General features: G+C 36.6%; 33 protein-coding genes, 1 riboswitch and 1 other annotated feature. Of the genes, 20 read left to right on the forward strand and 13 right to left on the reverse strand.

Annotated features, from left to right (window positions below; all coding sequences use genetic code 11):
* Positions 1–5: 5 nt before the first annotated feature.
* Positions 6–225 (reverse strand) — a binding site (T-box leader).
* Between the two features lie 144 nt (positions 226–369).
* The 8 genes from CN288_RS02810 to CN288_RS02845 all read left to right on the forward strand — a co-directional run bounded on the left by CN288_RS02810 (position 370) and on the right by CN288_RS02845 (position 7,221).
* Entirely contained in the window at positions 370–726 is a 357-nt protein-coding gene (locus tag CN288_RS02810) for a hypothetical protein (protein ID WP_026590044.1), read from the forward strand.
* Positions 727–847: 121 nt separating this feature from the next.
* Positions 848–2,239 carry an adenosylmethionine--8-amino-7-oxononanoate transaminase gene (gene bioA / locus CN288_RS02815; RefSeq protein WP_026590045.1) on the forward strand — a complete coding sequence of 464 codons (1,392 nt, stop codon included), beginning with the start codon at positions 848–850 and terminating at the stop codon, positions 2,237–2,239.
* Entirely contained in the window at positions 2,236–2,964 is a 729-nt protein-coding gene (gene bioD / locus CN288_RS02820) for a dethiobiotin synthase (protein ID WP_026590046.1), read from the forward strand. The genes bioA and bioD overlap by 4 nt, the downstream gene beginning before the upstream one ends.
* Positions 2,930–4,117 carry an 8-amino-7-oxononanoate synthase gene (gene bioF, locus CN288_RS02825; RefSeq protein WP_090687398.1) on the forward strand — a complete coding sequence of 396 codons (1,188 nt, stop codon included), beginning with the start codon at positions 2,930–2,932 and terminating at the stop codon, positions 4,115–4,117. Before bioD ends, bioF begins: the two co-directional genes overlap by 35 nt.
* Positions 4,114–4,854 (forward strand): alpha/beta fold hydrolase, encoded by a 741-nt coding sequence (locus CN288_RS02830; RefSeq protein ID WP_098301786.1) that lies wholly within the window; start codon positions 4,114–4,116, stop codon positions 4,852–4,854. The genes bioF and CN288_RS02830 overlap by 4 nt, the downstream gene beginning before the upstream one ends.
* Positions 4,820–5,680 (forward strand): malonyl-ACP O-methyltransferase BioC, encoded by an 861-nt coding sequence (bioC, locus tag CN288_RS02835; RefSeq protein WP_026590049.1) that lies wholly within the window; start codon positions 4,820–4,822, stop codon positions 5,678–5,680. The genes CN288_RS02830 and bioC overlap by 35 nt, the downstream gene beginning before the upstream one ends.
* Positions 5,634–6,632 carry a biotin synthase BioB gene (gene bioB, locus CN288_RS02840; RefSeq protein ID WP_026590050.1) on the forward strand — a complete coding sequence of 333 codons (999 nt, stop codon included), beginning with the start codon at positions 5,634–5,636 and terminating at the stop codon, positions 6,630–6,632. Before bioC ends, bioB begins: the two co-directional genes overlap by 47 nt.
* A gap of 268 nt (positions 6,633–6,900) precedes the next feature.
* A complete protein-coding gene (locus CN288_RS02845) occupies positions 6,901–7,221 on the forward strand; it encodes a hypothetical protein (RefSeq protein ID WP_026590051.1) in 321 nt (106 codons plus the stop codon).
* 20 nt (positions 7,222–7,241) lie between these two features.
* On the opposite strand, the gene ribH is transcribed toward CN288_RS02845, so the two are convergent.
* Genes ribH through ribD form a run of 4 tightly spaced genes read right to left on the reverse strand, consistent with a single transcriptional unit; the run spans position 7,242 to position 10,670 of the window.
* On the reverse strand, positions 7,242–7,703 hold the full coding sequence (ribH, locus tag CN288_RS02850; protein WP_026590052.1) for a 6,7-dimethyl-8-ribityllumazine synthase: 462 nt from the start codon (positions 7,701–7,703) through the stop codon (positions 7,242–7,244).
* 22 nt (positions 7,704–7,725) lie between these two features.
* Complete coding sequence (locus tag CN288_RS02855) at positions 7,726–8,919, reverse strand: bifunctional 3,4-dihydroxy-2-butanone-4-phosphate synthase/GTP cyclohydrolase II (protein WP_026590053.1); 1,194 nt, start codon at positions 8,917–8,919, stop codon at positions 7,726–7,728.
* 12 nt (positions 8,920–8,931) lie between these two features.
* Positions 8,932–9,576, reverse strand: a complete 645-nt coding sequence (ribE, locus tag CN288_RS02860) for a riboflavin synthase (RefSeq protein WP_026590054.1) — start codon at positions 9,574–9,576, stop codon at positions 8,932–8,934.
* Entirely contained in the window at positions 9,558–10,670 is a 1,113-nt protein-coding gene (gene ribD / locus CN288_RS02865) for a bifunctional diaminohydroxyphosphoribosylaminopyrimidine deaminase/5-amino-6-(5-phosphoribosylamino)uracil reductase RibD (protein WP_026590055.1), read from the reverse strand. The genes ribE and ribD overlap by 19 nt, the downstream gene beginning before the upstream one ends.
* A gap of 305 nt (positions 10,671–10,975) precedes the next feature.
* Positions 10,976–11,120: riboswitch (FMN riboswitch) on the reverse strand.
* 145 nt (positions 11,121–11,265) lie between these two features.
* On the opposite strand from ribD, the gene crcB (CN288_RS02870) reads away from it, so the two are divergent.
* Positions 11,266–11,670 carry a fluoride efflux transporter CrcB gene (gene crcB, locus CN288_RS02870; RefSeq protein WP_026590056.1) on the forward strand — a complete coding sequence of 135 codons (405 nt, stop codon included), beginning with the start codon at positions 11,266–11,268 and terminating at the stop codon, positions 11,668–11,670.
* On the forward strand, positions 11,667–12,020 hold the full coding sequence (gene crcB, locus CN288_RS02875; RefSeq protein WP_026590057.1) for a fluoride efflux transporter CrcB: 354 nt from the start codon (positions 11,667–11,669) through the stop codon (positions 12,018–12,020). The genes crcB (CN288_RS02870) and crcB (CN288_RS02875) overlap by 4 nt, the downstream gene beginning before the upstream one ends.
* 38 nt (positions 12,021–12,058) lie before the next feature.
* Here the strand turns inward: crcB (CN288_RS02875) and CN288_RS02880 are convergent, their stop codons facing one another.
* Positions 12,059–12,262, reverse strand: coding sequence for a CDGSH iron-sulfur domain-containing protein (locus CN288_RS02880; RefSeq protein WP_026590058.1), 204 nt, complete (start codon positions 12,260–12,262; stop codon positions 12,059–12,061).
* Between the two features lie 143 nt (positions 12,263–12,405).
* Here CN288_RS02880 and CN288_RS02885 point away from each other — a divergent pair, with 143 nt between their 5' ends.
* On the forward strand, positions 12,406–12,651 hold the full coding sequence (locus CN288_RS02885) for a DUF2552 family protein (RefSeq protein ID WP_026590059.1): 246 nt from the start codon (positions 12,406–12,408) through the stop codon (positions 12,649–12,651).
* 17 nt (positions 12,652–12,668) lie between these two features.
* Here CN288_RS02885 and CN288_RS02890 read toward each other — a convergent pair whose 3' ends face one another.
* Positions 12,669–13,592: an alpha/beta hydrolase gene (locus tag CN288_RS02890; RefSeq protein ID WP_098301787.1), complete on the reverse strand. Its 924-nt coding sequence runs from the start codon at positions 13,590–13,592 to the stop codon at positions 12,669–12,671.
* A gap of 78 nt (positions 13,593–13,670) precedes the next feature.
* On the opposite strand from CN288_RS02890, the gene CN288_RS02895 reads away from it, so the two are divergent.
* Together CN288_RS02895 and CN288_RS02900 are read left to right on the forward strand one after the other, a co-directional pair.
* Positions 13,671–14,150: a GNAT family N-acetyltransferase gene (locus tag CN288_RS02895; RefSeq protein WP_026590061.1), complete on the forward strand. Its 480-nt coding sequence runs from the start codon at positions 13,671–13,673 to the stop codon at positions 14,148–14,150.
* Between the two features lie 153 nt (positions 14,151–14,303).
* Positions 14,304–15,233, forward strand: coding sequence for a LacI family DNA-binding transcriptional regulator (locus CN288_RS02900; protein WP_098301788.1), 930 nt, complete (start codon positions 14,304–14,306; stop codon positions 15,231–15,233).
* A gap of 30 nt (positions 15,234–15,263) precedes the next feature.
* On the opposite strand, the gene CN288_RS02905 is transcribed toward CN288_RS02900, so the two are convergent.
* Both CN288_RS02905 and CN288_RS02910 read right to left on the reverse strand, forming a co-directional pair.
* Positions 15,264–16,583, reverse strand: a complete 1,320-nt coding sequence (locus CN288_RS02905) for a Na+/H+ antiporter family protein (RefSeq protein WP_098301789.1) — start codon at positions 16,581–16,583, stop codon at positions 15,264–15,266.
* 128 nt (positions 16,584–16,711) lie between these two features.
* Positions 16,712–17,713, reverse strand: coding sequence for an alpha/beta fold hydrolase (locus tag CN288_RS02910; protein WP_098301790.1), 1,002 nt, complete (start codon positions 17,711–17,713; stop codon positions 16,712–16,714).
* A gap of 134 nt (positions 17,714–17,847) precedes the next feature.
* On the opposite strand from CN288_RS02910, the gene CN288_RS02915 reads away from it, so the two are divergent.
* Positions 17,848–18,324 carry a ribbon-helix-helix domain-containing protein gene (locus CN288_RS02915; protein WP_026590065.1) on the forward strand — a complete coding sequence of 159 codons (477 nt, stop codon included), beginning with the start codon at positions 17,848–17,850 and terminating at the stop codon, positions 18,322–18,324.
* A 47-nt stretch (positions 18,325–18,371) separates the two neighbouring features.
* Here the strand turns inward: CN288_RS02915 and CN288_RS02920 are convergent, their stop codons facing one another.
* Together CN288_RS02920 and CN288_RS02925 are read right to left on the reverse strand one after the other, a co-directional pair.
* Positions 18,372–18,815 (reverse strand): ferritin-like domain-containing protein, encoded by a 444-nt coding sequence (locus CN288_RS02920; protein WP_098301791.1) that lies wholly within the window; start codon positions 18,813–18,815, stop codon positions 18,372–18,374.
* 182 nt (positions 18,816–18,997) lie between these two features.
* Complete coding sequence (locus tag CN288_RS02925; RefSeq protein WP_090687377.1) at positions 18,998–20,587, reverse strand: bifunctional metallophosphatase/5'-nucleotidase; 1,590 nt, start codon at positions 20,585–20,587, stop codon at positions 18,998–19,000.
* Between the two features lie 233 nt (positions 20,588–20,820).
* On the opposite strand from CN288_RS02925, the gene CN288_RS02930 reads away from it, so the two are divergent.
* The 3 genes from CN288_RS02930 (at position 20,821) to CN288_RS02940 (ending at position 22,646) form a co-directional block, all read left to right on the forward strand.
* Positions 20,821–21,075, forward strand: coding sequence for a YqkE family protein (locus CN288_RS02930; RefSeq protein ID WP_026590068.1), 255 nt, complete (start codon positions 20,821–20,823; stop codon positions 21,073–21,075).
* A 69-nt stretch (positions 21,076–21,144) separates the two neighbouring features.
* Positions 21,145–21,669, forward strand: coding sequence for a GrpB family protein (locus CN288_RS02935; protein ID WP_026590069.1), 525 nt, complete (start codon positions 21,145–21,147; stop codon positions 21,667–21,669).
* A 149-nt stretch (positions 21,670–21,818) separates the two neighbouring features.
* Positions 21,819–22,646: an aldo/keto reductase gene (locus CN288_RS02940; protein WP_026590070.1), complete on the forward strand. Its 828-nt coding sequence runs from the start codon at positions 21,819–21,821 to the stop codon at positions 22,644–22,646.
* Between the two features lie 30 nt (positions 22,647–22,676).
* On the opposite strand, the gene CN288_RS02945 is transcribed toward CN288_RS02940, so the two are convergent.
* On the reverse strand, positions 22,677–23,591 hold the full coding sequence (locus CN288_RS02945) for an aldo/keto reductase (RefSeq protein WP_098301792.1): 915 nt from the start codon (positions 23,589–23,591) through the stop codon (positions 22,677–22,679).
* Positions 23,592–23,644: 53 nt separating this feature from the next.
* Positions 23,645–23,773 (reverse strand): Z-ring formation inhibitor MciZ, encoded by a 129-nt coding sequence (mciZ, locus tag CN288_RS02950; RefSeq protein WP_026590072.1) that lies wholly within the window; start codon positions 23,771–23,773, stop codon positions 23,645–23,647.
* A gap of 74 nt (positions 23,774–23,847) precedes the next feature.
* On the opposite strand from mciZ, the gene CN288_RS02955 reads away from it, so the two are divergent.
* Positions 23,848–24,387: an NUDIX hydrolase gene (locus CN288_RS02955; protein ID WP_090687373.1), complete on the forward strand. Its 540-nt coding sequence runs from the start codon at positions 23,848–23,850 to the stop codon at positions 24,385–24,387.
* Positions 24,388–24,409: 22 nt separating this feature from the next.
* On the opposite strand, the gene CN288_RS02960 is transcribed toward CN288_RS02955, so the two are convergent.
* Positions 24,410–24,961 carry a GNAT family N-acetyltransferase gene (locus tag CN288_RS02960; RefSeq protein ID WP_026590074.1) on the reverse strand — a complete coding sequence of 184 codons (552 nt, stop codon included), beginning with the start codon at positions 24,959–24,961 and terminating at the stop codon, positions 24,410–24,412.
* 124 nt (positions 24,962–25,085) lie between these two features.
* Here CN288_RS02960 and spoIIM point away from each other — a divergent pair, with 124 nt between their 5' ends.
* Both spoIIM and fur read left to right on the forward strand, forming a co-directional pair.
* Positions 25,086–25,733, forward strand: coding sequence for a stage II sporulation protein M (gene spoIIM, locus CN288_RS02965; RefSeq protein WP_026590075.1), 648 nt, complete (start codon positions 25,086–25,088; stop codon positions 25,731–25,733).
* Between the two features lie 106 nt (positions 25,734–25,839).
* On the forward strand, positions 25,840–26,295 hold the full coding sequence (fur, locus tag CN288_RS02970; protein ID WP_000392653.1) for a ferric iron uptake transcriptional regulator: 456 nt from the start codon (positions 25,840–25,842) through the stop codon (positions 26,293–26,295).
* The last annotated feature ends 19 nt before the right edge of the window (positions 26,296–26,314 follow it).

Raw genomic sequence — 26,314 nt, forward strand, 5'->3', positions numbered from 1 at the left:
GTATATGCAGGGACGAAAAATCGCGGTACCACCCTAAATTGTGAAACAGTTTCATTTCACCACTCTGTAGAAATAACGGTCCATAACCGTCTTTTACTACTCCCAACGTTTCGTAAAAGAAGCTCAAGGGGGTAATTCATAATTCGCTCTGTACTGGTTCGCACCGACCACCAGCTCTCTGAAATCAAGAAACGAAATACTACTAAATCCTATCATCGCCGATTCATATGATGTTAGTTAAATTTTTATCACACATCTGGATCATATGTCAACATATATGTTAATTATTTTTCAAAAGAAAATAATGTTAGAATATTTTTTTAATTCCTTGTTTGTGCGTTATAATGAAAAAAGAAAGGAGGGGAGTGAATGAAGAAAAAATTATTTCTTTTGACAACCTTACTTGTTCTTGGTGGGGGTGCTGGGATTTATACAGTATTTGCGGCATCACCAGATCAACCGAAATTACAGGTTGAGCAAAAAGTAGAAACAAAGGAATTAGAGAAAGTCAAAGAAGAAAAGAATAGAGAGAAAGCAGCTGATAAATTAGGCGTTTCTCTTGAAGGGAAAACAGAGAAAGAGATTCAAAAAGAGTTAAATACAGCAAGGTTTGAAAAGCGTCATGAGCTGCTTATAGAACATGCAAAGCAACTTGGGATTGATACTGAAGGAAAAAAAGATGAAGAGATTATTTTAGAAATCGGAAAGATTCAACATGGAAAATAAAGCGACTTATCTTATGATAAGTCGTTCTTTTTTAAGAACATTACCAACTGAAAAAATTGACAGCACTTCGTTTTTAATGTTAACTATATTTATATAAAAGTTAACATTAGGGGTGACAATTGTGACTGTGAGTCGTAATACAAGTAAAAAAATAGCTTATACATATGAAGAGTTAGCTGAAAAGAATAAAGCGTATGTGTGGCATCCATTTACACAAATGAAGGATTACTTAGCGGAAGATCCTGTTATTATTGAACGTGGAGAAGGACGTAAATTATACGATGTCAATGGAAATGGTTATTGGGATGGTGTTTCATCGATTTGGCTTAATGTTCATGGACACCAGGTCCCTGAATTAGATGATGCAATTCGTGAACAATTAAATCAAGTTGCGCATTCTACTATGCTAGGACTTGCCAATGTACCATCTATTTTACTTGCAGAAAAGATTATTGAAGTTGTTCCAAAAGGTTTGAAAAAAGTATTTTATTCAGATTCTGGTTCTACAGCTGTTGAAATTGCAATCAAGATGGCGTTTCAATATTGGCAGCATAAAGGAAAAATTAAAAAGCAAAAGTTTATTACATTAAAAGAAGCATATCACGGAGATACAATCGGAGCTGTTTCAGTAGGAGCGATTGACTTGTTTCACCAAGTGTACAGTTCGCTCTTATTTGACACGATAAAAATGCCATATCCATATACATACCGTTCTCCTTATGGGGACGACAAAGAACAAATTGTACAAGAACATTTGAAGGAAATGGAAGAGCTATTAAAACAAAAACACGAAGAAGTTGCAGCGATTATTGTAGAACCGTTAATGCAAGGTGCAGGCGGTATGATTACAATGCCAAAAGGGTATTTAAAAGGCCTTCGGGATCTTTGTACAACATATAATGTTTTATTTATTACAGATGAAGTAGCGACAGGGTTTGGTCGTACTGGAAAAATGTTTGCTTGTGAACATGAAAATGTTACACCCGATATTTTAACAGCTGGAAAAGGCTTAACAGGTGGCTATTTACCAGTCGCTATTACTGTGACAACAGATGAAATTTATGATGCTTTTTTAGGTGACTATGAAGAGCAAAAAACATTTTTCCATGGCCATAGTTATACGGGCAATCCATTAGGTTGCGCTGTTGCAATTGCTAATCTAGAACTTTACGAAAAAAACAATCTAATAAATGATGTTGCATATAAAGCAGAATATGTAGGGAAACAGTTGGAAGCACTTTACGAATATAAGCATGTTGGAGATATTCGTCAGTGTGGATTGATGATTGGAATTGAACTTGTGAAAAATAAAGAAACGAAAGAGTCGTTTGAGTGGACGGAGCGAGTAGGCGTAGAAGTGTGTAAAAGGTCAAGAAAGCTAGGAATGATCTTACGCCCACTGGGTAACACAATTGTATTTATGCCACCACTAGCATCTAAGATAGATGAGATTGATGAAATGTTGCACATCTTATATCAAGCAATTGCAGATGTTACGGAGGGAGAATCATGAGTGGCTTTTTTATAACAGCAACGGATACGGAAGTTGGAAAAACAGTTGTTGCAGGTGCATTAGCAGGAGTGCTTAGAAATCGTGGGTATAACATAGGGGTATATAAACCATTGCAAAGTGGACACATCGCTTCTCATCCTGAAGGTGATGCTGCGAGATTGAAAATGGCATCAGGAGTGATGACAGAGACTGATAGTATTTGCCCTTATTCTATTGAAGAACCTCTCGCGCCAAGATTGGCAATGCAGCGAGCAGGAAGAAGTGTGACACTAGCACAAATTACCGCTCATTATAACGAGTTAATGACAGAGTTTGATAGTTTGTTTGTAGAAGGGGCAGGTGGTCTTGCTGTTCCGTATACAGAAGATGCGTTAGTGGTTGATTTTGCAAAGGAACTAAAATTACCACTTATTATTGTCGCGCGTCCAACGTTAGGTACTGTTAATCATACCGTTTTAACGATTTCGTATGCGAAAGCCCATGGTTTAACAGTTGCAGGTGTTATTTTATCCGGCTGTAAGGAATGTGAGAAGGAACGTGTGCAAGAGAATAAAGAAATGATTGAGGAGTTAAGTGGTATTCCAGTTTTGGGCTTACTACCAGAGCTTAGAGAAGGGGTTACGCGTGAAGAACTATTGAGAGCAGCAGAAGAAAATATCGCGATTTTAAATTTAGAGGAGTTTGTCAAACATGGATCAAACGTGGAATCTACACTTTCACTCTAGTTTAAGTCGTTTGAAAGAGAAATCACAATATCGACATGTAGTTATGACTGAGCAAGCTGAAGAAACATGGCTGATTAGGGATGGAAAACGTATGCTGAATTTAGCTTCGAATAACTATCTAGGCTTGGCGGGAGATAGAAGATTAAAAGAAGCATCTATTGTAGCGACAAAGCAATACGGAGTAGGAGCTACGGCGTCACGGCTTGTTGTAGGGAATTATTCACTATATGAAGAGGTAGAACAGAGCGTTTGTGATTGGAAAGAAACCGAAAAAGCAATCATTGTGAACAGTGGATATTCAGCAAATGTAGGGGCACTCTCTTCTTTAGTGAGTCGGCACGATATCGTTTTTAGCGATAAGTTAAATCATGCCAGTATTGTCGATGGAATTATGCTTAGTGGTGCGGAATATAAAAGGTATCGACATAATGATTTGGAACATTTGGAAAGATTGTTGCAAATGGCCCCTGTTGCAAAGAAAAAGTTAATCGTAACAGACACTGTTTTCAGCATGGATGGAGATGTTGCTCATCTAAAAGAATTGATTATGTTGAAAGAAAAATACGGAGCATTATTGATGGTTGATGAAGCGCATGCAGGTGGAATATACGGGAGACATGGTGCTGGTTTAGCTCATGTGGAGCAAGGACTTTCACAGAAAATTGACATTCATATGGGGACATTTAGTAAAGCGCTAGGATGTTATGGAGCATATTTAGCAGGTGATGCAATTTGCATTGATTATATGAAAAACATGATGAGAAGCTTCATTTTCACAACAGCATTACCACCAGGGACGCTCGGTGCAATGAAATGTGCAATTAAAATTGTTAAGGAAGATGAGGGAAGACGGCAGCGTCTCTTAGAAAATGGAGCGTATTTCCGCAATACTTTAGAGGAAGTTGGCTTTAATATTGGCGATAGTTCAACTCATATTGTCCCAGTTATTGTCTCATCGAATGAAGCTGTGATACGTTTTAGCGAAAAATTGCAGGAAGCAGGAATTGCTGCAATTGCTATCAGGCCACCAACTGTTCCGCATAATAGTTCCCGAATTCGATTTGCAGTTACGTCTGAACATACAAAATCTGATTTACAATGGGCTACTCGGCAGATCATTCGAATTGGTAAAGAAGAGGGGGTACTCATATGAAACCGCCTCAGCTTATTTTCATTCCTGGATGGGGGATGGAAAAACAAGTATGGGATTTATTACTTCCATATTTTCAAGAATATTCTGTTCGATATGTTGAATGGCGTAGTGTAAAAGTGGTTAATGATTTTGCAGATCGTATAGTAGAAGTTGCGGAAGAACAGGATGTAATTTTGATTGGATGGTCACTTGGTGCATTAGCTGCTCTTCAAGCATGTGATAGAGTGCGGACAAAAGGAATGATTTTAATAGGTGGTACGGCAAAGTTTACAGTGGATGAAAATTATGAGAGTGGATGGAGACATGCTTTTGTAGAACGGATGAAAAGAAGTTTGGTAAAGCAAAAGGACGATACATTGAAGCGCTTCTATAAAAGTATGTTTGCCAAACAAGAGCTAAAAGAGAGGGAACAATTTGAAGGCATTACAGAGCATTTTCAAGGTGATTCCATTGAATCTTTACAGATGGGGCTTGATTATTTAATAGAGGTGGATATGAGAAGTCAGCTAAAGTATGTAAAGACACCGATATTACTTCTTCATGGAGAACAGGATGCGATATGTCCACTATCTGCTGCTCGCTATATACAAAAAAATACGAATGGAACGCTTAAAGTAATAAATGGAGCGGGGCATGCACTTTGTGTAACGGATTTTGAATATTGCGTAAATGAAATAATCCAGTTTGTAGAGGGGATACAAAATGATCAACAAAACGTTATTACAAAAACGATTTAATGGGGCAGCAGTATCCTATGATCAATATGCAAATGTACAGAAAAAGATGGCGCAACAATTGCTCTCTATAATGAAAAAACACTACCAAAAGATGTCGTCCATTCGTATTTTAGAACTTGGATGTGGCACAGGGTATTTGACTGAACAATTGGCGGTTTCTTTTCCAAATGCAACAATTACCGCAATTGATTTTGCTGAAAGTATGATTGCTGTTGCGAAAACGAGAAGTTATGTGGAATCTGTGACATTTCGATGTGAAGATATTGAACATCTCACATTAAGCGAGTCATTTGATGTCATTATTTCAAGTGCGACATTTCAATGGTTAAACGATTTGCAAACAACGGTGAACAGTTTATATAGTCGTCATTTATGTGAAGATGGCTTATTGTTATTTTCGACGTTTGGAGAACAGACATTTAGGGAGCTTCATATAGCATTTCAAAGCGCTAAAGAAGAAAGAAATAGACAAAATGCTGCATCTGTTGGACAACGTTTTTTTACGAAAGAACAGCTGCAAGGTTTATGTGAAAGTGTAACAGGGGATGTTCATGTTTCTGAAACATGTTACATAGAGAAGTTTACTGAAGTTCGGGAGTTTCTACAATCCATTCGGAAAGTGGGAGCAACGAATAGTAATGCAGAATCATACTGTCAAATTCCCTCTATCTTTCGAACTATGCTTCGTATATACGAAAGAGATTTCACGGAAGAAGGGGAAATTGTAGCGACGTACCATGTTTTATTTGCGTATATTGAAAAAGAGGGGAAGAGGAAAAATGAAACAAGTACAAACAAAAGTAGATTGGAAACAAATTGCATCTGAAGTAGTAGAGGGTAGAAATATAACAAAAGAAGAAGCGGTAGCAATTTTAGAAGCAAACGACACAGAAGTATTAGAGATTATGAACGCAGCTTATGTCATCCGCCATCATTACTTTGGTAAAAAAGTGAAGTTAAATATGATTATTAATACGAAATCTGGACTATGTCCGGAGGATTGCGGATATTGCTCACAGTCTATCGTTTCAGAAGCGCCAATCGATAAGTATGCATGGTTAACACAAGAAAAAATCGTAGAGGGAGCTCACGAAGCAATTCGCCGTAAAGCAGGTACATACTGCATTGTTGCATCTGGTCGCCGTCCAACGGATAAAGAAGTAAATCATGTTATCGGTGCCGTAAAAGAAATTCGTGAAACAACAGATTTGAAAATTTGCTGCTGCTTAGGATTTTTAAATGAAGATCAAGCAGGGCGCTTAGCAGAAGCAGGTGTTCATCGTTATAATCATAATTTAAATACACATGCAAATAATTATGATAGCATTTGTTCAACACATACGTATGATGATCGCGTAGATACAGTCGAAAAAGCGAAGCAAGCGGGAATTTCTCCATGTTCTGGTGCAATCTTCGGAATGGGTGAAACGAAAGAGCAGCGCGTTGAAATTGCACTTGAATTAAAACGGATAGATGCGGATTCTATTCCATGTAACTTCCTTGTTGCTGTAAAAGGCACACCGCTTGAAGGACAGAAAGAATTAACACCATTAGAATGTTTAAAAACTCTCGCGATGATGCGCTTCGTGAATCCATCAAAAGAAATTCGAATTTCCGGTGGGCGTGAAATTAATTTGCGTTCTGTACAACCACTTGGTTTATTCGCAGCAAATTCAATCTTTGTTGGTGATTATTTAACAACAGAAGGACAAGAGCCAACAGCAGACTGGGGTATGATTGAGGATTTAGGGTTTGAGATTGAGGAGTGTGCGTTGTAAAAATGAGGGAGGAAAGCTCCTTTGTAGACTAGAATAATGAAATAAAAGTTACACAAAACAGCCATTGTTTCATGAAACAATGGCTGTTTTTAATTATAAAAGAAATAGATTATTTTACGGGATTTCATTGTAAATAAAATGTAATAAATTATCTTTAGTCCTTCAGATATGCGGATTTTTAGTGGAAAAATTAATTTCGTGGACGAATTTTCCAACCTGTAATTGTACAAAGTAAAGATGTAATTTACCTTGGGTTGGAGGATTTCACATGCACAAATATATATTAGCTATTATGACGTTTCTTATTTTATTAAAAGCGATAAGTACTGATCCTGTTAAAGCGGCTGAAAATCCAGAGCAGAAAGAAATGCAGCAAAGAATTGAACAGCATTTTCGAACAAAAGCTGAGCATTTTGGTATTGAAACTGAGGGGAAAGACTTAAAAGAGGTGCGGAAAGAAATTCATATTGTAGAGGAAGAAAAAAGGCGAGAAAATGTGTGGAAAACCGCTCAAAATCTTCGTATTAAAACAGAAGGAAAAACAATGGATGAATTGATACAAGATGTGCGGAAAAAAGTAAAAAAATAAAAAGAGGCCGAAGCCTCTTTTTATGCCCATTGTTTGGATAAATGAGCCATTTCAATCGCAGCAACTGCCGATTCATAGCCTTTGTTACCAGCTTTCGTACCAGCCCGTTCAATGGCTTGTTCAATTGTTTCAGTTGTTAATACACCGAAAATAACTGGGATGTCTGTTTGTAATGATAAAGAGGCAACGCCTTTTGCAACTTCATTACAAACATAATCATAATGAGTTGTAGCACCACGAATGACTGTTCCTAGTGTAATGACAGCATCGTATTTGCCGCTACCAGCCATTTTCTTTGCGATTAATGGAATTTCAAATGCACCTGGAACCCATGCGACATCAATATCGTTTTCTTCTACCCCATGGCGCTTCAACCCATCTAATGCGCCTCCTAATAGTTTGCTTGTAATAAATTCATTAAAGCGTCCAACCACAACTCCGACTTTTAATCCTGTACCAACTAAATGACCTTCGAATACCATATTATATCTCTCCCTTTATATATTATAAACTTAGTAAATGACCTAATTTTTCTAATTTTGTTTGTAAATATACTTTATTTTCTTCTTTTGTTGGCATTTGTAACGGTACACGTTCCACAACTTCTAAATCATACCCTTGCAAGCCGGCAATTTTTCTTGGATTATTTGTTAATAAACGCAATTGCTGTAAGCCTAGATCTTTTAAGATTTGAGCACCAATGCCGTAATCGCGAAGATCTGCAGGAAACCCTAATTTTTCATTTGCTTCAACTGTATCTAATCCTTCTTCTTGTAATTTGTATGCACGGAGCTTATTTAACAGCCCAATCCCGCGACCTTCTTGGCGCATATAAAGAAGAACGCCTTTTCCTTCTCGTTCAATTTGAGCGAGGGCGGCATGGAGCTGTGGGCCACAATCGCAACGGCATGAGCCGAAAACATCGCCAGTTAAACATTCAGAATGAACACGAACGAGAACAGGTTCATCAGTAGAGATGTCTCCTTTTACGAGAGCGATATGTTCTTTTTGATCAAGCGAGTTGGAATAACCAATTGCATGAAATGTACCGAAATCTGTTGGTAATGTAATTTCAACTTCCCTTGTTACGAGTGTTTCATGATGGCGGCGATAAGCAATTAAATCTTCAATCGTAATCATTTTTATATCAAATTGTTCTGCAACTTGTACTAAATCAGGAACACGTGCCATCGTACCGTCTTCTTTTATAATTTCACAAATGACCCCTGCTGGTCCCGCACCGCATAATTTTGCTAAATCAACAGCTGCTTCTGTATGGCCAGCGCGGCGCAGTACTCCGCCTTCCTTTGCAATTAAAGGGAAAATATGCCCTGGACGATTAAAATCTGTTCCTTTTGATGTTGGATTTAATAACTCGTGTACAGTTGTCGCGCGTTCGTAAGCACTAATACCTGTTGTTGTAGAAACGTGGTCAATACTTACTGTGAACGCAGTATGATGGGAATCTGTATTATGAGAAACCATAGGTTCTAACTGTAAGCGTTCTGCATATTGCTCTGTAATCGGTACGCAGACAAGACCACGGCCATGTGTAATCATAAAATTAATTGTTTCAGGTGTGATGTTCTCTGCTAAAGCGATGAAATCTCCTTCGTTTTCACGGCTTTCATCATCACATACAATAATGACTTTTCCTTGTTTTAAATCTTCTAGTGCTTCTTCAATACGATGAAACATTGTGCTTCCTCCTTATAGAAATCCGTTTTCTTGTAAAAAGCTCTCTGTAACCGAACTGCTCTGTTTCTTGGGCTTTGAAATGAAACGCTCAATATATTTTCCAATCATGTCACATTCAATATTTACGATGTCTCCAGCTGCTTTTTCCCCAATAATAGATGCACTTACTGTATGCGGAATGAGCGAAATGGTAATGGAAGATTCATCTATATCAAATATCGTTAAGCTTGTGCCATCAACAGCTATCGATCCTTTGTGTAAACAATAACGGAGCAAATCATCTGGAATTTCAATTTTGTAATATATCGCATTATAGTGCTGTTTTTTACTTACAATGGTTCCAATTCCATCAATATGCCCTGTGACGAAATGGCCACCAAAACGCCCGTTTGCAGCCATTGCTCGTTCTAAATTCACTTTAGAACGGGTACCGAGCATACGGAGTGATGTCGCTCGCATTGTTTCCGGCATGGCATCAACAGTAAACGAAGACGCTGTAAAAGAAGTGACGGTTAAACAGATTCCATTTACAGCGATACTGTCTCCTGATCTTACATCTGACAAGATTGTATTTGCGGTAATTGTTAGCCTCATGGCCTCTCCGCTTTGACTTATATTCGAAACAGTTCCAAGCTCTTCTACAATTCCTGTAAACATGCAAGCACCTCATTTCGCACTGTAGCGACGATTTTTATATCATCACCAAGTTGTTTCATCTCTTGAATTTGCAAAGAAATTGCATCTTGTAGCTTGTTAAATCCGGTGCCACCAAACATAGTTGGAGAGGCTTTTCCACCAATTAATTTAGGGCTTATATAAGTTACAATTTCATTAAAACACTTTGCTTCTAAAAAGCTCGCATGCACGGATTGTCCACCTTCAACAAAGAGTGAAAGAATTTGTTTTTCCCCAAGAAGGAGGAGGAGATCACGTATTTCAATTTGGCTCGTCTGCATTTGAAGTACAGATACTGCCTGAGATTCGTAGGTGGCTATTTTTTCTTTCTTTACATCTTTTCCAACAATAATCCATGTTTGCGCTATCCCGTCTGTTATGACATGAGAGGATCGCGGCGTTCGTAAATGTGTATCTAAAATAATTCGAATCGGATGCTTGCCTCCGTTTGGAAGACGTGTTGTTAAAGATGGATTATCAGCTATAACAGTATTGACTCCAACAAGGATGGCATCGTGTGTATGACGATATTGATGAACATCTTCGCGAGCTATTTCACCTGTAATCCATCTGCTTTCTCCAGTAGTAGTAGCTATTTTTCCATCTAAACTCATTGCTGTTTTTATTGTTACAAACGGTAGTTTTGTATTCATATAGTGGAAAAAGTAGCGATTTAATGTGATGGCTTCCTCTTCAAGAACACCGGTAGTTACACAAATACCTGCCGCTTGTAAACGTTTTGCGCCGTTACCTGAAACGAGCGGATTGCAATCAAGTGTAGCAATTACTACACGCTTCACTTTTTTTTCAATGAGTAGATCGCAGCACGGCGGAGTTTTTCCAAAATGACTGCACGGCTCTAACGTTATATATACAGTGGATCCATTTGCTTTGTCACCAGCCGTACGAAGAGCATGAACTTCAGCGTGTTCCTCACCTGCGCGCAGATGTGCTCCCATTCCAACGATGTTTCCATCTTTTACAACAACAGCGCCGACCATTGGATTTGGACTTGTTTGCCCTGCAGTGCTTTGTGCTAACTGTAAGGCGATCTTCATATATTCTTGGTCTGTCATTCTTTTCACCTCTCCTAAGAAAAATCAAAAAACCCCAAGGATTAATATCCTTGGGGTTTGGGAGACGTGATTTCTAGAAGTATAGCTCGAATACGAAAGTATAAGAAAGAAACCTAACGATGATTGATATTTTTGCATGAGAAAAAAACCTAGCAAACTATCAATTTTCATACGCTAGTCGTATCTTTTTATTTCAGCATAGAAAAATAGGTATATGAAAGAAAACACATACAGTGATTCAAAACGAATCAGTACACATGTGTACGCCAAAATAAAAGTGTATTCGCTATATAAGAACTAGAAAACATATCCTTCTCCCATCCAGACTATACTGTCGGCCCTAGAATTTCACTAGATCCACCGTTTCCAAGAGTGAAAACGGGTCACGGACTTAGAAGTGTGCACTTCATCACCGCCGGTTGGGAATTTCACCCGACCCCGAAGGATGCTGTTTGCTCACATTATAGCACAAAAAAGAAAAAAGGATAGTAAAAAATATTTGAATGTGAAGAATTGCATGAAAATGAAGGGAGGGATAAAGTTTGTTATACTAGCATGAGAAAGATTTCAGTGCATACATAAATGAGGTGAGGATATGAAATATATTGCAGTAGGAATCGGTGGTGTTATTGGGGCTTTAGCTCGGTATGGATTAGGACAATGGATTGATACTCCTTCAGTCGATTCTTTTCCGCTGGCAACATGGATAGCGAATATGATTGGTAGTTTTTTATTAGCATTTTTAACGATGTATTTATTTCGTATGAAACATGTTTCACAAACGATAATGAGTAGCGTTGGAACAGGAATGCTTGGATCTTTTACTACTTTTTCAACATTTAGCATGGAGACATTAAAATTAATGCAACATGAAGCATTTTTTATGGCATTTTATTATGTAAGTACAAGTATAGTTGGAGGATTGCTTTTGTCTTTATTTGGATTTTATCTTGGGAATACACTATATGAAAAAAGCATGAAGAAAGAAGGAGCGCTATGAATATTTTACTTATAGGAATCGGTGGCTTTTGCGGAGCTGTTGCTAGATTCTCTATTAGTAATGTAATGAAAAAAAAATACGGGAATGTATTCCCGTATGGAACATTATTTGTAAATATAGTTGGATCATTCTTACTGGGTCTGTTGTATGGAGCTAATGTGAGTAATACATGGTTATTATTATGCGGAACAGGGTTTATGGGGGCATTTACGACCTTTTCAACATTTAAGTTTGAATTGGTTCAATTAATACATAAACGTGAGGGACAAAAGGCGTTATTATATTTAGTAATGAGTTATATAATAGGCATTTTTTGTGCGTTTCTAGGTTTTTATATAGGATATTTATAAGAAGCATGCGCAAATCATTTTGCATGCTTCTCGTATTATTATTCCTTTGGTGCTCGAACGACAGACTCAAATTTTCCTTTATGTGAAGCATCACAATAAGGCATATTTTTTGATAAGCCGCAGCGACATAAAGAAAATGCAGGCTTTGCAGGGAAAGCATTCCCTTGTGAGTCGATTAATTCCACATCCCCTGTAATGCGAAATGAACCATTATCATTCACTTTAATTTGAACTTTTGCCAACGTTATCCCTCCCTCCCTTCCAAACGCTTACGTTCATCATATAATTACAGGAAGTACTTGACAATAGAAAACTGTACTTTGTATGTAGTGGAAGAGAATGTTATAATAACGTTTATAACTGAAATACAGTAAGGTGACGAAATATGAATAAACAATTACGTACATTACAAAATATTGCAAATGAGCGCACTTGGGCATCGTTTTTAAATGATAATCATCCATATAGCTTACTTCATTGGTCGATTGCAGGTGCGGGACAAGAGCCTAAAGATGTGTGGCTACTTCAAGATGAAGTAACATTTCAAACGACAGAATTTCAAACGCTCGAAGAAGCGGTAAAATGGATCTCTGAAAATATGGAACAAGTTACAGATGTGTTAGGGCAATAAAGTGACAAAAAACAGGCTTATGCAAGCCTGTTTTTTGTTTCTTTCACATATGTTTTTAAGAATTGATCCACTGCAGCTTCATACTCTTGCCGGTTCTCATTATAAGAGCAAGCGTGTGCACCGTGTTCTGCAATAAAGAGCTGTTTATTATTTTCTTTCGCTTCATAAAGTGCTTTTGTCATATCACATAAAATATAGTCATCGTCTTTACTGTGAATAAATAGAACTGGATTATTTATGTTTTTTACACAATCGATTGGAGAAACTTCTCGTATTGTATAACCGTCCCGTACTTTTAAAAAGGCATTTGCTAATGGTAGTAGCGGCCATTTCGGTAAATGGAATTCGACCTTTAAGCGATGTTGTAGCTGGCCATAAAAGTCAGAGAATGGACAATCTGCAATATAAAAATCAGCACCATCTTCCACCATTCCTGCATATTGAAGGAGTGTCGCAGCCCCCATCGATTCTCCATGAATGCCCAGTATAATATTTGTTCCAAAACGGTCTTTTAGCCAATCAACTACCGTCTTTAAATCATGTTTTTCGTAATAGCCATAACTTGTCGTTTTACCACCGGTTTTACCATGGCGACGGTGATCATAAATAAATACGTTATATCCTCTGTTTAAAAATAAATTTGCATATTTGACAGAGTTTATTTTATTTACGGTTACACCGTGACAAAAAATCATAAACTTATTAGAATTGCCTGCAGAAATGTAATACCCGTGAATTTCATATTTAAATTGAGATGGAATACGAACCTCTTCTTTTGGAATGACATTAAAATCCTCTAAGCGAAAATGTTTTTTTGTTTCACGCTCTAAAATTTCTTCTTCTGTTTTTTTCTTTAAGTACATTACTTTATTCGTAAAGAAAATACCGATACCAATTAAGGCTCCCATTATGGTTAGCAATGCTGTAAAAAAACGTTTCATACCTCATCCTCCACATACCTCTACATATGATACTCTTATATTGTATCATAATGATGTAAAAAGGGGAGAGAGTGAACCATGATTCAAATACAAAAAATTACAGAAGAAATGAGAGGAACAATTGCGCTATTTATGCGTGAAAATTGGGGAAGCACGCTGATGGTTTCACGTGGAAGAGCACATCAGTTAGACCAATTACCTGGTTTTATTGCAATTGAAGATAACAGAATAATAGGAATTATTACATATGAAATAAGAGGAAATGATTGTGAGATTGTTTCATTAGATAGCTTTAAGGAGAAAAAGGGAACTGGAACGAAACTTGTAGAGTATGTAATTGATATTGCAAAAAAACAATGTTGTAAAAAGGTGTGGCTTATTACGACAAACGATAACACGAATGCACTTCGTTTCTATCAGAAACGTGATTTTATCATGACTAACTTATACATAGATGCGGTTAAGGAGGCGAGGAAGATAAAGCGAGAAATTCCTCTCATTGGTTATGACAATATTACGATTTCACATGAAATTCAACTAGAAAAAATGAATATATAAAATCACTCTTTACATATGTTGAAGATGGAAAATGTAAGGAGTAAGAAGTATTCGTGTAACAATTTTCAGAAATATAGAATAATAATATTGACGAATGTCCTACTTTGTTTTAGGTTTGAATTGTAAGCTATTACCATATTAAGGGGTGAAGATGTGGCAACCATACGTGATGTTGCAAAATCGGCCGGTGTTTCAGTCGCAACCGTTTCACGAGTAATTAACGAAAAAGGGTATGTCCATGAGGATACAGTCAAACAAGTAAAACAAGCAATTGAAGAGTTACAGTATAAACCTAATGCTGTAGCGAAGGCATTATTTAAAAAATCTTCGACAATGATTGCTATATTAGTATCAAATTTAGAAAATCCATCATATATAACATTGCTTCGTTCGGTAGAAGAGGCTGCATATAAAGAGGGATATCAAATTGTTATTTGTAACATAGGAAATAAGAGTGATTATATAGATATACTAATGCAAAATAATATTGCTGGTGTTATTATGACGAACGACATATTCAAGCGGCTGAATAATATTTCCATTCCGTTTGTCATACTTGATGAAGCAGGAGAGCTTTCTACATATTACGAAAGTGCTAGAAAGGCAGTTGTTTTGTTAAAAGAAAAAGGTTGTCATTTTCTTGCTTATATGGGAGAAGAGGTAGAAGATGAGACAATGGAAGAACATGTATCTGGATTTTTAGATGCAGTTTGGGAAGAGGGTCTTGCTTATCGAAAAGAAAGAATAGAGGGACCTGAAGAAAAACAAATTATTGAATTGTTACGAAAGTATCCATATATTGATGGTATTGTGGCTTCTAGTGATGCTGTTGCAATTGCAGTCGTCCGTGCAGCAAGCTATCTTGGTATTCATATACCTGAGCGTTTGCAGGTTGTTGGTTTTAAAGGAAGTTTACAAGGTGAATGGGTTATGCCATCTTTGACAACGATTGGAAGGTCTTTTGAAAAACAAGGAGTACTAGCTGTTCAAAGCTTAGTAGGAAAAATAAAGAAGAAACAAGTAAAACATGAGGAAGTGCAGGAAGAAGAGTTTCTATTAATTGAACGAGAATCGACAAAGTAAAAGGTGCGTCCAAGTAAAACGCACCTTTTTTTATAATGTAACTGCAGCAATAAAACCGAATATAAGTAACGGGATATTGTAGTGAAGAAAAGTAGGGACACACGTATCCCATATATGATGATGCCTGCCATCAGCATTTAAACCTGAGGTAGGTCCTAACGTACTATCCGATGCTGGAGAACCAGCATCACCTAATGCGCCAGCTGTACCGATAATAGCAATGGTGGCCATCGGGCTAAAGCCAAGTTGGATACATAGCGGAACGAAGATAGTTGTTAAAATCGGAATGGTAGAAAAGGAAGAACCGATTCCCATTGTAACAAGCAGACCGATAATAAGCATAAGGAAGGCAGCAAGTGGCTTACTGTTCCCAATTAAATCAGCACTTGTTTGAACAAGCGATTCAACATGTCCTGTTTTTCGAAGAACTGCTCCGAATCCTGCTGCAGAAATCATAACAAAACCTATAAATGACATCATTCGCATACCACTAGTTAAAATGGCATCAGCTTCTTTTAAAGGAAGACTGCCACTAATGGATAATACTATGATACCTGCTAATGCACCAAAAATCATTGATTCTGTTGCTAGTTGTACACTTAGTGTTGCGACAATAGACAATAACCCAAAAGAAATGCTTCTTTTCGTATAAGGTACAATTTCATCAGATGGAGTATGAATGGTTTCAGTATGATAGGTTCGTGGTTTACGATATGAAATAAAAACAGCGATACATAGACCAATAATCATTCCTATTGCCGGAATGGTCATGGCTTTTGGAATGAGTGCTACATCAAATGTGAGACCGCTTTGCTGTGCATTTGTTTGTAATACATCGTGATAAATTTTTCCAAATCCAGTTGGAATCCACATGTAAGGAGTGATTAATCCGAATGTAATAAGACATGCAATAAGCCGACGGTCCACTTCTAATTCATTTAAGACTTTTAAGAGTGCTGGAATTAAAATGGGGATAAAAGCAATATGGACCGGAATAATATTTTGTGAAAAACAAGCCATTGCTAAAATGATAAATAAAATGAGCATTTTTGAATATGTTTGTTTTTTCGTGTCTTTTTCGTTGCTGATTAAGTTCAGTGCAGTATGGATCATAGCATCGGGAAGACCTGTTTTGGAAAGAGAAATAGCAAATCCTCCGAGCATGGCATAACTTAAAGCGATTGGAGCACTGTTTCCAAGACCTATGGTAAAAGTATTGATTGTTTCTGAAATTCCAAGACCACCAATTAGTCCACCTGTTAAAGCGCCGACGATAATAGCGACAATGACCTGGACACGTAATAAACTAAGCAGCAACATCACTGCAACTGCGACGAGTACAGCATTCATAATAAATGTAATCTCCCTGATCTTTTTCTGTTTCTGCAACTTATCTTAGGTAGGTATAGGTACTAACAGAGTAAAGTTGCGACATGTAATTATAAAGTGTTTTTTGTGAAATGTAAAAGGTATACCGATTACTGGTGTGGAAAAGATAGCTCTTGTTTGATAGAACATAAAGATCTTGCAAAAAGTTCAGGTTCTTCTAAATTTGGTGAATGAGCAGAGTTTGGGAACCAAATCATTTTTTTGATGGGTGCTTGAATCATGTCGCAATATTGTTGAACGAGTGCATAAGGCGTTTGATAGTCGAAACGACCAGAACAGAAATAAATAGGTACAGAAAGCTTTGAAATTGTAGAAAAGAAATCTATTGTGAGCATTTCTTCCCATAACGTCCCAGATTTCATATTTCCAGCGAGAAATTTTATCCAATCTAACCATGTATATTCTGAAGAGAATAGCCCTTTTCGAATGAAGGAAAATGAAGTCCCATTTTGCACGGATCCTCCAAATGTACCAAGCCATTTTCTTTGAATAATCAAGCGCCGCATATCTAGAAAAGGAGGTTTTCCAAGTTTTGAAAGTGAAGTCAATGCCCGCTCGTGCCCATGTTTTTTTGCAGAATGAATTAAGTGTCGATAGAGTAATTCTTCGTTTTGTTTCATATGTACAATCTGACCAATGCCAATATAGGCCTCAATATGGTCTGGATATTGACTTGTAATTTGTAGGCCGATAATACTTCCCCAAGAATGTCCAGCAAGAAATAGTTTCTGTTTATTGAAGCGAGAAAGAAGGTATTTTATTATTTCAAGTGCATCTAAAATAAATTGTTCAATTGTGAATGGTGTTTTAATATCTCGCCAAGAAAAAGTTTTCCCTGCTCCGCGCTGATCCCAATTGACAACAATAAAGTGCTTTTCTAAGTCTTTTTGAAAATGGCGAATAAATCCAATTTGTGCCATGCCAGGGCCACCGTGACAGCATAATAAAATAGGCTGATTTATATCTTGACCACGAATAAGTAGAGATTGTTTGCGATTGTTAATCGTAACGCTTTCTATCGTAGCGACGCTATTTGGAATTGGACTCTTTCTTTCATTGTAAAACTTTGGAGTGTGGCTACGAAAAAGCATATAAAAAAATCTCCTTTTCTCTAAGAGTATGTATCGCACGGGTGTACTATCTTGCATATACTGTTAAAAAGTTATTGTATCATAACATATAGGCTATATTTCAACTATGAACGCTTAGGGAGAGGAGGAAGGAAGTGACGATTGGAGAAATTATAGATTGCTTGAATAAACGTGAACCACTTGCCATAGTTGCGAAACGCCTCGATATGAGTCCCTATGCATTGTCGAAAAAGTTAAGGATACTTGGATATGAATATGATGGTGAACAGAAGAAAAGAATATTTATTGGAGAGGGAGAAGAGCCCCGCCATTTATATCTTCAAGAAGCAACTGCACTTCAATATGTAAAAACAGATTATCAGGTTTTGATTTATGAACAATTGCAAAATATTTATGAATTATTGCGAAAACGCGAGGAACTTATTCTTCCCAAAATAATCACAAGTAATGAGAAGAAAAAACGCACTTTTTCTATATGTACGGAGATTTTAGAGAAATTAGACGTTATAGCTGATGCGACAGGAGTTCATAAATCTAAAATTGTAGAAGAAGCGTTGATAGAATTTTTACGAAAGTATAAAGAAGCTGATGAATTGTATCAAGATAAATGAAGGGAAGGATACTATGTTCAATGCAAAAGCATGTATCCTTTGTAGTATTATTTTTTAGTTTTAAAAAAATAATACAAGAACCAAACGGCATGATTTTGTTCATCATCTGCTGCTCTACGAAATGCTTCTTTAATGAATTGATTTGTAGTATCATCTGCAATTTTTAAGTAGAAGTCAACAGTTCGTTGTTCGTCTTGTAGCGCGAATTCTAATCCCTCTTCATAAAAATTTGGACCCTCTTCAATGATTTTTGGTTGAGGTTGCCTACCCGTTAAGCTGATGTAAATCTGTACAAATTGTTGAAAATGTTTTATTTCATCTTGGCGGATTTCAAGAATTTGATTTCGCTCAGTATTTTGTGAAGCCAAATTAGCTAATTTAGCATAACAATTTATTGCGCTGTACTCTCCATTGATGGCTTTTTCGATGTCAACAATTAATTTTTCGTTTTGTCTGTATATAAAATTGTAATTATTTGAATAGGAATACATTTTTTTCCCTCCCAGTTTATTCTTATATATTTTACGGGGAATGAAGATACTGGGTGCATATCCTTTAGAATAGATTTTAGGTTATGTATGAAAAACCCCCGTATTCTAAATGAACATGGGGGTTTTAAGTGAGAATATAGTGGAGCTCTTTTTAGTATTAACGTATTTTCGTATAGAAAAAACTAGTTCAGTTTTTGAATTCTTCCATCAATAATAGGTTGAATTGGTTCCTTTGCTTGTTTTACATAATTCACTAACGCTTCGAAATCAGTTGGTCCTGTTTCAGCATCTTTTCCATTTTTAAAGGATACAAATCCATCACCGCCCGAAGCTAGAAAGGCATTTGCAACGACGCTGTAAGTTTTAGAGGCAACTAACTCTTCTCCGTTTGTTAAGTGGATATTTGTAACTTTTTCACCATTTGGTTTATTCGCATCCCAAGTGTACTGAATACCTGAGATTTGAAGCATTCTTGTTATGTCTTTTTGCCATTGTTGATTTAAAATATCTCGAATGTCTTGACCAGTTAAATTAACTTTTATCAATTGATTCCCAAATGGTTGAATGCCATATAATTCTCCCCATGTAATATCGCCAGCATCTAGATCATTGCGAATACCACCAGGATTCATAAGGGCAATTTGAGTATTCATGGTCTCGCGCTGAACATCAGCAATTAAATTTCCAAGAGTGGATTCGCCCGCGTCATTTTGTTTACGATCCATTGGAGCGGTAGATTTTCCAACAACCTGATTTACAAGAGGAGCAATTTTTTCTTGATACTGATCCATTTTCTTTTTCACTTGTTGATCAGGTTTTATTCCTTCATGGTAGGTTGTAACAACTTCTGCTTTTTTTCCAACAATATCTTTTGTTTTACGATCAATTTTTACATCTACGTCGGCAAAGGCCATTCCATAAGAATTTGCTTGTACGACAAGCTTGTTGTTAACGGTTCCATTTACATAAGTATGACTATGACCGCCGAAAATCACATCGACTTCTGGGTCAGTCTCATTTGCTAAGCGAACAATATCGCCATTTGTTACGCCGTTATTATCCGTTGTACCTCCATTATGTGCAAGAACAACGATAGATTTAACACCTAGTCTTTTCAGTTGTTTTACAGATGTGTTAATTGCTTCAACTTCATCTGTAATTTGTACATTTTTTAGCATAGTAGGCATAACAACGTTAGGAACATCTGTTGTTACAACCCCGATAAAGCCAACAGGAACCCCTTGTACCATTTTTACAGTAAATGGTGGTAGAAATAAGCGACCAGTTGATTTGTTGTAGAAATTGGCAGCAACGTACGGGAATTTTGCTCCTTTGAAATTCCCTGTTTTTTCATGGTATCCACCATAAATAAGACGATGCATTTCGTCTATTCCTTCATCAAATTCATGGTTTCCAATCGTTCCAACATCAAATCCTAAATCATTTAAAAATTCAATTGTTGGTTCGTCTTGTAGTAGTGCTGAAACTGGAGGACTTGCTCCGACGACATCACCCGCATGAACCATTAATGTATTTGGATTTTGCTTTTCACGATCACGTAAATAAGCAGCTAAGTACTCGGCGCCCCCTGCCTCTTTGTTGTTAATTTTCTTTACAGTGTCTAATTGTCCATGAAAGTCGTTAATACCAAGCATTTGTACGTCTATGTAGCGGTTTTGTTCTGCTGGTGTCTGAGACGGTGGTGCAGCGAATACACTTGAGAAGGTAATCGTACTTAATACTAGAGCAGCAGGAATGACTTTTTTCCACATGAAATTTCTCTCCCTTTTTTTTATAATCTGACATCATACGACATAATTTTAATAGATTAAGAGGATTAATGCTACAAAATTTCTTTTTATTATAAAAATTAATAAAACTTTATTTTTCCCTTTACATCTTTACGAGATAAAAATAGTAGGGGAATCGAAAGAGAATGGGCTTTTTTATTGTGGAGAGGGAGTCATTTCCCCTATAATGGAGAAAAAAGTAAAAGGTGAGTAGTATGAAGAAAAAGAAGCAAAGACAAACACAAATGAATCATCAGACAGAGAAAGATTCTATTACCATTGGTGATCAATTGAATGCATCACTAATGAATCAATTGAAAAGTAAGAAGAAAGAATTACAAGTAAGAGCTGAGCAAAAAGAAATAGAAGAACAAGAAAGAAAACGTAAAGAGCAAAAGGAACGAGAAAAGAATAAATCGTTTGAAGAACTATTAAGTGAAAGTAATCTCACTTGGAAAGACTTTAAATAATATAAAAAATCATCAGCGGTATTATCCTGATGATTTTTTTAACGATTTGATAAGAAAAGGGGAATTGGGATGAGAAAGATTGTAGTCGTTCCTTATGAAAACCATTGGAGTGAGAAGTTTCAAATAGAAGCGAAGAGGCTAAAAATAGCAATGCCAGAACCTGTGAAGGTACATCATATTGGTAGTACATCAGTACCAGGGCTCGCAGCAAAGCCGATTGTTGATATGATTATGGAGGTGGAAGATATTGAGAGAGTAGACAATTGGAAAGAGCGCTTTGAAAAACTCGGTTACATTGTAAAAGGTGAAAATGGTATTTCCGGTCGGCGTTTTTTTATCCATGGAACGGAAGAAAAACGGTCGTATCATTTACATGTATTTGAAACAGGAAATCCAGAAATCACACGTCATTTAGCATTTCGTGATTATATGATGGCACATTGTGAAGAAGCAGAAGCTTATGCGGCATTAAAAAATGACTTAGCAGAAAAATTCACATATGATGGAGATCAATATACAGAAGGAAAGACTGATTTTGTACGTAATATTGATGTGAAAGCAAAAGAGTGGTTAGAAAGTAACGTGAGCAAGTAAGAACGTGTTATTTTTATAAAAATATTATGTTAACTGAATGTATTTTTTGACTTTTGCTATAAATCTTGTTCAAATAAGGTGATGGTTACAAAAATTTTATGGCACCTCTCTATATCATTCGTAGGAGAGAAGAAGGAGGAGCAACAATCATGTATATTCCAACAACTACACTTCGTAATGGTGTGAAAATGCCTATGCTTGGTTTAGGTGTATATAAAGCAAAAGAGGGAGAAGAAGTAAAACAAGCAGTAAAAGCAGCTTTAGAAGTTGGATATCGCTCTATTGATACAGCGACTGTATATGAAAATGAAAGCGGTGTCGGAGAAGCGGTTCGTGAATCGGGGATTGCCCGTGAAGAATTGTTTATTACGACAAAAGTATGGAATGACGATCAAGGTTATGAAACGACGCTTCAAGCATTTGATAAAAGTTTAAAGAAATTACAAATGGATTATGTAGATTTATATTTAATTCACTGGCCAATAAGAGGAAAATACATAGATACATATCGGGCTCTTGAGAAATTATATGAAGAAGGAAAAGTACGTGCAATAGGCGTTTCGAATTTTCACCAACATCATTTAGAGCAGCTTTTGCCAAATTGTAATGTGAAGCCGATGGTGAACCAAGTAGAACTTCACCCGATGCTCGCGCAGTTTGAATTACGTGATTTTTGTCAAAATGAACAGATTCAAATGGAAGCGTGGAGTCCGTTAATGAGAGGTGGCGAAGTCTTTCAGCATCCAATTATTCAAGAGATTGCTAAAAAATATGAAAAAACACCTGCTCAAATTATTTTACGCTGGGATATTCAAAGTGGTATCGTAACAATTCCTAAATCTGTTACACCATCTCGTATTCAAGAGAACTTTACGATTTTTGATTTTTCATTAACAGAAGAAGAAATCAAGCAGATTGATACGCTGGATCGTAATTTACATGTAGGTACAAACCCTGATAAATATGATACATTGTAAAAAAACGCTACCATTTTCGGTAGCGTTTTTTTAACGGTGTGATGTGTATGTATCATATTTAGTAGTTGCTTGAATTTGTTTGTATTCTTCAGTTGTTAATGGAGATTGTTTGGTGGCTTGTACATTTTCTCGCAATTGCTGAATAGAGCTAGCACCTGGAATAACAGCTGCAACAGCCGGATCATATAAGCAATACTGAAGAGCTGTTTCGGTTAATGAACGCCCTTTTGTAATTGCTTTAGCAGTAGCTAAAGCTTCTGTTAACTCATTATAAGAATAAGAAAGATAATCTTTTTCTTTCACTTTTTCTATCTTTCTTTCATTGTTGTCAGTTAATAAACCTTTTGCGAGTGGCCCGCGGGCAATCACGCTAATTTGATTATCTTGTAAGAACGAAAACCATTCTTCTGGCCGGCGATTTAATAGACTGTACTCCATTAATACGCTAACAATGTTAGACCGTTTTGCATATTCATGAATAACATTTGGACGGATAGAAGAGATACCGTAATGACGAATCACACCTTCTTGTTTTAAATCTTCAAACGCTTCGATTGTTTCATCGATAGGATCTTCTATTGTTCCGCCGTGAAGTTGATATAAATCAATATAATCCGTTTGCAGGCGGCGTAAACTTTCTTTTACCTCTGCTTTTATATAAGCTTTAGAAGGATCCCAAGACCAACCGTTTTTGCCATCTGTCCAGCGATTTCCTACTTTCGTTGTAAGAACAATTTGATCGCGTTTTCCCTTAAGGGCTTTCCCAACAAATTCTTCATTTAATCCATAATTGTATAAGTCTGCCGTATCAAAAAAATTAATTCCTAAATCTATTGCTTCATGGATGATGCGGATTGCTTCGTGTTCATCGGTGCCAAGAGACATGCAACCGAGTCCTATTTCAGTAATATATAAATCTGAGTTTCCTAATTGTCGTTTTTTCATCGCTCAACCCCCTATCTTATATTGTACGAAAGTAGAAGAAGGTTGACAAACGTTTACTTTTTGCTTGCGTTAATCCAGTCTTGTACAGTTGTGTACTCTTTTCCATATTGTTTTAGTTTATTACGAATTTGCCAAGCTTTCCCGACCAATGTGATACGATTCGGTAAAATATATACTTTCATTTTTATCACGCTCCTTTCAGTGTGGTAAAATGTATGAAGAACGATTAGGAAATAGAATAGGGAGATGAAATATTGTGAGTAATCTTGCAGAGAGAACAGTTGCAACTGAGCCAATTTTTGATGGAAAAGTTATTAAAGTTCGTGTTGATGATGTAGTATTGCCAAATGGAGAAATGAGTAAACGTGAGATTGTAAATCATCCTGGTGCCGTTGCAATTATCGCTGTTACAGATGAAGAGAAGCTTGTGCTTGTTGAGCAGTACCGTAAAGCTCTTGAAAAAGAGATTGTTGAAATTCCCGCGGGAAAATTAGAGCCTGGAGAAAAGCCAGAGGTCACAGCAATTCGTGAATTAGAAGAAGAAACGGGTTATGTATGTGATGAAATGGAATTCATCACATCTTTTTACACATCACCAGGTTTTGCTGATGAAATTTTATATGTGTATAAAGCGACAGGATTAAAGAAAAAAGAAAATAAAGCGGCTTTAGATGAAGATGAATTTGTAGAGTTAATGGAAGTTTCACTAGAAGAAGCCATTGAACTTATGAAAAATCAGCGTATTCATGATGCGAAGACGATGTTCGCTGTGCAATACTTACAATTACAAAAATAAACACTCGCCTTAGGCGAGTGTTTTAATTAATTTTGGCGTAAACGCGTGTGTCACGTAAGCTGCCGTCTGGAGCAAGAAAGTCATTTTCGAGTGTGCCTTCTAAAATGAATTCAAGACGTTCTGCTAAAGTACATGCATTTACATTTGTAGCATCGCAGCGAATTTCAAGTCGTCTAGCATTAAGCTTATCAAAAGCAAACTGGACAGCACCTTTCAACGCTTCTGTCATATATCCTTGTTTTGTATAAGCGCTATGTAGCCAGAAACGAATTGAAAACTTTGGAATATCCCAATTTTCTGGGTGAAGGGTAAGGGCGCCGATAAATGTACCATTGGCTTTATCATATAAATGAAAAGCTAATGTTTCACGAAGTAAAAATTGTCCGTGAGCTTCTCGGACTGTTTCCTCAGCACTTTCTTCTGTTTCAGATGTAATGGATATCCAAGGTTGTAAGTCTTCTAAAGAAGCTTGAATTGCTTCATATACTTCTGTTCCATCTCCTGGAAATGGTTTGCGTACTTGCAGGCGCTCAGTTTGAAATAATGTTGGAAAATCTAATAATAATGGTTTCAAGTAAAATCCCTCCTATTCTCTACTTTTAAGTTTAGCAAAGTAGAGCGGAATTTCAATGTTAATTCGTCATACTTTTTTCTTTCTTTCATACATTTTAGTAAGAGTGTGAACGGAGGGAAGAAAAATGTTACGAAAAACTTGGCAAGATCGTGTAATTTCTCATATACAAGAGAATTCTTCGCTATATATATTTAATTCTGTTTTGTTATTGATGGGTGTGGTGTTTGGAGCCGTTCTTGTAAATAGCCTAGAGGTCAATCAAAAACAAGATCTATCTTTTTATTTGAATCGATTTTTTGGACAAGTTTCCAAAGGAGAATTTGCAATTGCGAGCGACATGTTTCGAGAAAGTTTCTTTTCACAATTAAAATATATTGGATTTATTTGGTTGTTAGGAATTTCAATTATTGGATTGCCACTAATTTTTATTTTATTATTTTTAAAAGGGGTAGTTGTTGGGTTTACAGTAGGGTTTTTAGTTAGTCAGCATGGATGGAATGGATTGTTATTAGCATTTGTATCTGTGTTGCCACAAAATTTAATTATCATTCCAGCGTTTCTTGTCATGACGACAATTGCTGCAAGTTTTTCTTTACGTATGATTAGGCATCAATTTATTCGAAAAATTACCGAGCCACTACTACCGTTATTAATCCGCTATACTTGCTTCTTTCTTGTTATTGGCATAGTATTAGCAATTGCTTCTAGCATCGAAGCATATGCGTCACCAGTGTTAATGAAAGAAGTCGTGGAAGTTATCAATAAAAAATAAATACTACATGAGAATGATTATCAAGTTATTTTCATTGTTTTTCTTTTGACAGAAGTCCTTCTTCTGATATAATGGTGTAAGAGTGGCGAGGAGGGAGTAGTACCGAATGGAAGAGAGAATTGAACGAATTAAGAAGCAATTGCATGCAGCGAGCTATAAATTAACACCACAACGTGAAGCAACAGTTCGTGTGCTGCTGGAAAATGAAGAAGATCATTTAAGTGCAGAAGATGTTTACCTCCTTGTAAAAGAAAAGTCGCCAGAGATCGGATTAGCAACCGTCTATCGAACTTTAGAGTTATTATCTGAGTTAAAAGTTGTTGATAAAATTAACTTCGGAGACGGTGTTTCACGCTATGACTTACGCCAAGAAGGTGCACAGCGTTTCCATCATCATTTGATTTGCACGCAATGTGGTGCTGTACAAGAAATTCAAGAGGATTTACTTGGTGAAGTGGAGAAAAAAGTAGAACGAGACTGGAGCTTCAAGGTAAAAGACCATCGTTTAACTTTCCATGGGATTTGTAAAAATTGTCAAGAAAATGAAACGGATGAAAAATAACCTTTTCCTATTTAGTTAG

The organism is Bacillus sp. AFS023182 (assembly GCF_002560575.1).
Lineage (GTDB): Bacteria > Bacillota > Bacilli > Bacillales > Bacillaceae_G > Bacillus_A > Bacillus_A arachidis.

Coding starts and splice junctions, on each gene's coding strand:
- ribD (WP_026590055.1), bottom strand. CDS start 10,670: ATGACAGACCAAGAATATATGAAGATCGCCTTACAGTTAGCACAAAGC.
- crcB (WP_026590056.1), top strand. CDS start 11,266: ATGAAATATATTGCAGTAGGAATCGGTGGTGTTATTGGGGCTTTAGCT.
- CN288_RS02890 (WP_098301787.1), bottom strand. CDS start 13,592: ATGAAACGTTTTTTTACAGCATTGCTAACCATAATGGGAGCCTTAATT.
- CN288_RS02930 (WP_026590068.1), top strand. CDS start 20,821: ATGAAGAAAAAGAAGCAAAGACAAACACAAATGAATCATCAGACAGAG.
- spoIIM (WP_026590075.1), top strand. CDS start 25,086: ATGTTACGAAAAACTTGGCAAGATCGTGTAATTTCTCATATACAAGAG.
- ribE (WP_026590054.1), bottom strand. CDS start 9,576: ATGTTTACAGGAATTGTAGAAGAGCTTGGAACTGTTTCGAATATAAGT.
- bioC (WP_026590049.1), top strand. CDS start 4,820: ATGATCAACAAAACGTTATTACAAAAACGATTTAATGGGGCAGCAGTA.
- CN288_RS02945 (WP_098301792.1), bottom strand. CDS start 23,591: ATGAAAAAACGACAATTAGGAAACTCAGATTTATATATTACTGAAATA.
- CN288_RS02885 (WP_026590059.1), top strand. CDS start 12,406: ATGAATAAACAATTACGTACATTACAAAATATTGCAAATGAGCGCACT.
- mciZ (WP_026590072.1), bottom strand. CDS start 23,773: ATGAAAGTATATATTTTACCGAATCGTATCACATTGGTCGGGAAAGCT.
- CN288_RS02830 (WP_098301786.1), top strand. CDS start 4,114: ATGAAACCGCCTCAGCTTATTTTCATTCCTGGATGGGGGATGGAAAAA.
- CN288_RS02920 (WP_098301791.1), bottom strand. CDS start 18,815: ATGTATTCCTATTCAAATAATTACAATTTTATATACAGACAAAACGAA.
- bioD (WP_026590046.1), top strand. CDS start 2,236: ATGAGTGGCTTTTTTATAACAGCAACGGATACGGAAGTTGGAAAAACA.
- CN288_RS02935 (WP_026590069.1), top strand. CDS start 21,145: ATGAGAAAGATTGTAGTCGTTCCTTATGAAAACCATTGGAGTGAGAAG.
- CN288_RS02905 (WP_098301789.1), bottom strand. CDS start 16,583: ATGAATGCTGTACTCGTCGCAGTTGCAGTGATGTTGCTGCTTAGTTTA.
- CN288_RS02925 (WP_090687377.1), bottom strand. CDS start 20,587: ATGTGGAAAAAAGTCATTCCTGCTGCTCTAGTATTAAGTACGATTACC.
- CN288_RS02810 (WP_026590044.1), top strand. CDS start 370: ATGAAGAAAAAATTATTTCTTTTGACAACCTTACTTGTTCTTGGTGGG.
- CN288_RS02910 (WP_098301790.1), bottom strand. CDS start 17,713: ATGCTTTTTCGTAGCCACACTCCAAAGTTTTACAATGAAAGAAAGAGT.
- CN288_RS02845 (WP_026590051.1), top strand. CDS start 6,901: ATGCACAAATATATATTAGCTATTATGACGTTTCTTATTTTATTAAAA.
- CN288_RS02855 (WP_026590053.1), bottom strand. CDS start 8,919: ATGTTTCATCGTATTGAAGAAGCACTAGAAGATTTAAAACAAGGAAAA.
- crcB (WP_026590057.1), top strand. CDS start 11,667: ATGAATATTTTACTTATAGGAATCGGTGGCTTTTGCGGAGCTGTTGCT.
- bioF (WP_090687398.1), top strand. CDS start 2,930: ATGGATCAAACGTGGAATCTACACTTTCACTCTAGTTTAAGTCGTTTG.
- fur (WP_000392653.1), top strand. CDS start 25,840: ATGGAAGAGAGAATTGAACGAATTAAGAAGCAATTGCATGCAGCGAGC.
- CN288_RS02940 (WP_026590070.1), top strand. CDS start 21,819: ATGTATATTCCAACAACTACACTTCGTAATGGTGTGAAAATGCCTATG.
- CN288_RS02895 (WP_026590061.1), top strand. CDS start 13,671: ATGATTCAAATACAAAAAATTACAGAAGAAATGAGAGGAACAATTGCG.
- bioB (WP_026590050.1), top strand. CDS start 5,634: ATGAAACAAGTACAAACAAAAGTAGATTGGAAACAAATTGCATCTGAA.
- ribH (WP_026590052.1), bottom strand. CDS start 7,703: ATGGTATTCGAAGGTCATTTAGTTGGTACAGGATTAAAAGTCGGAGTT.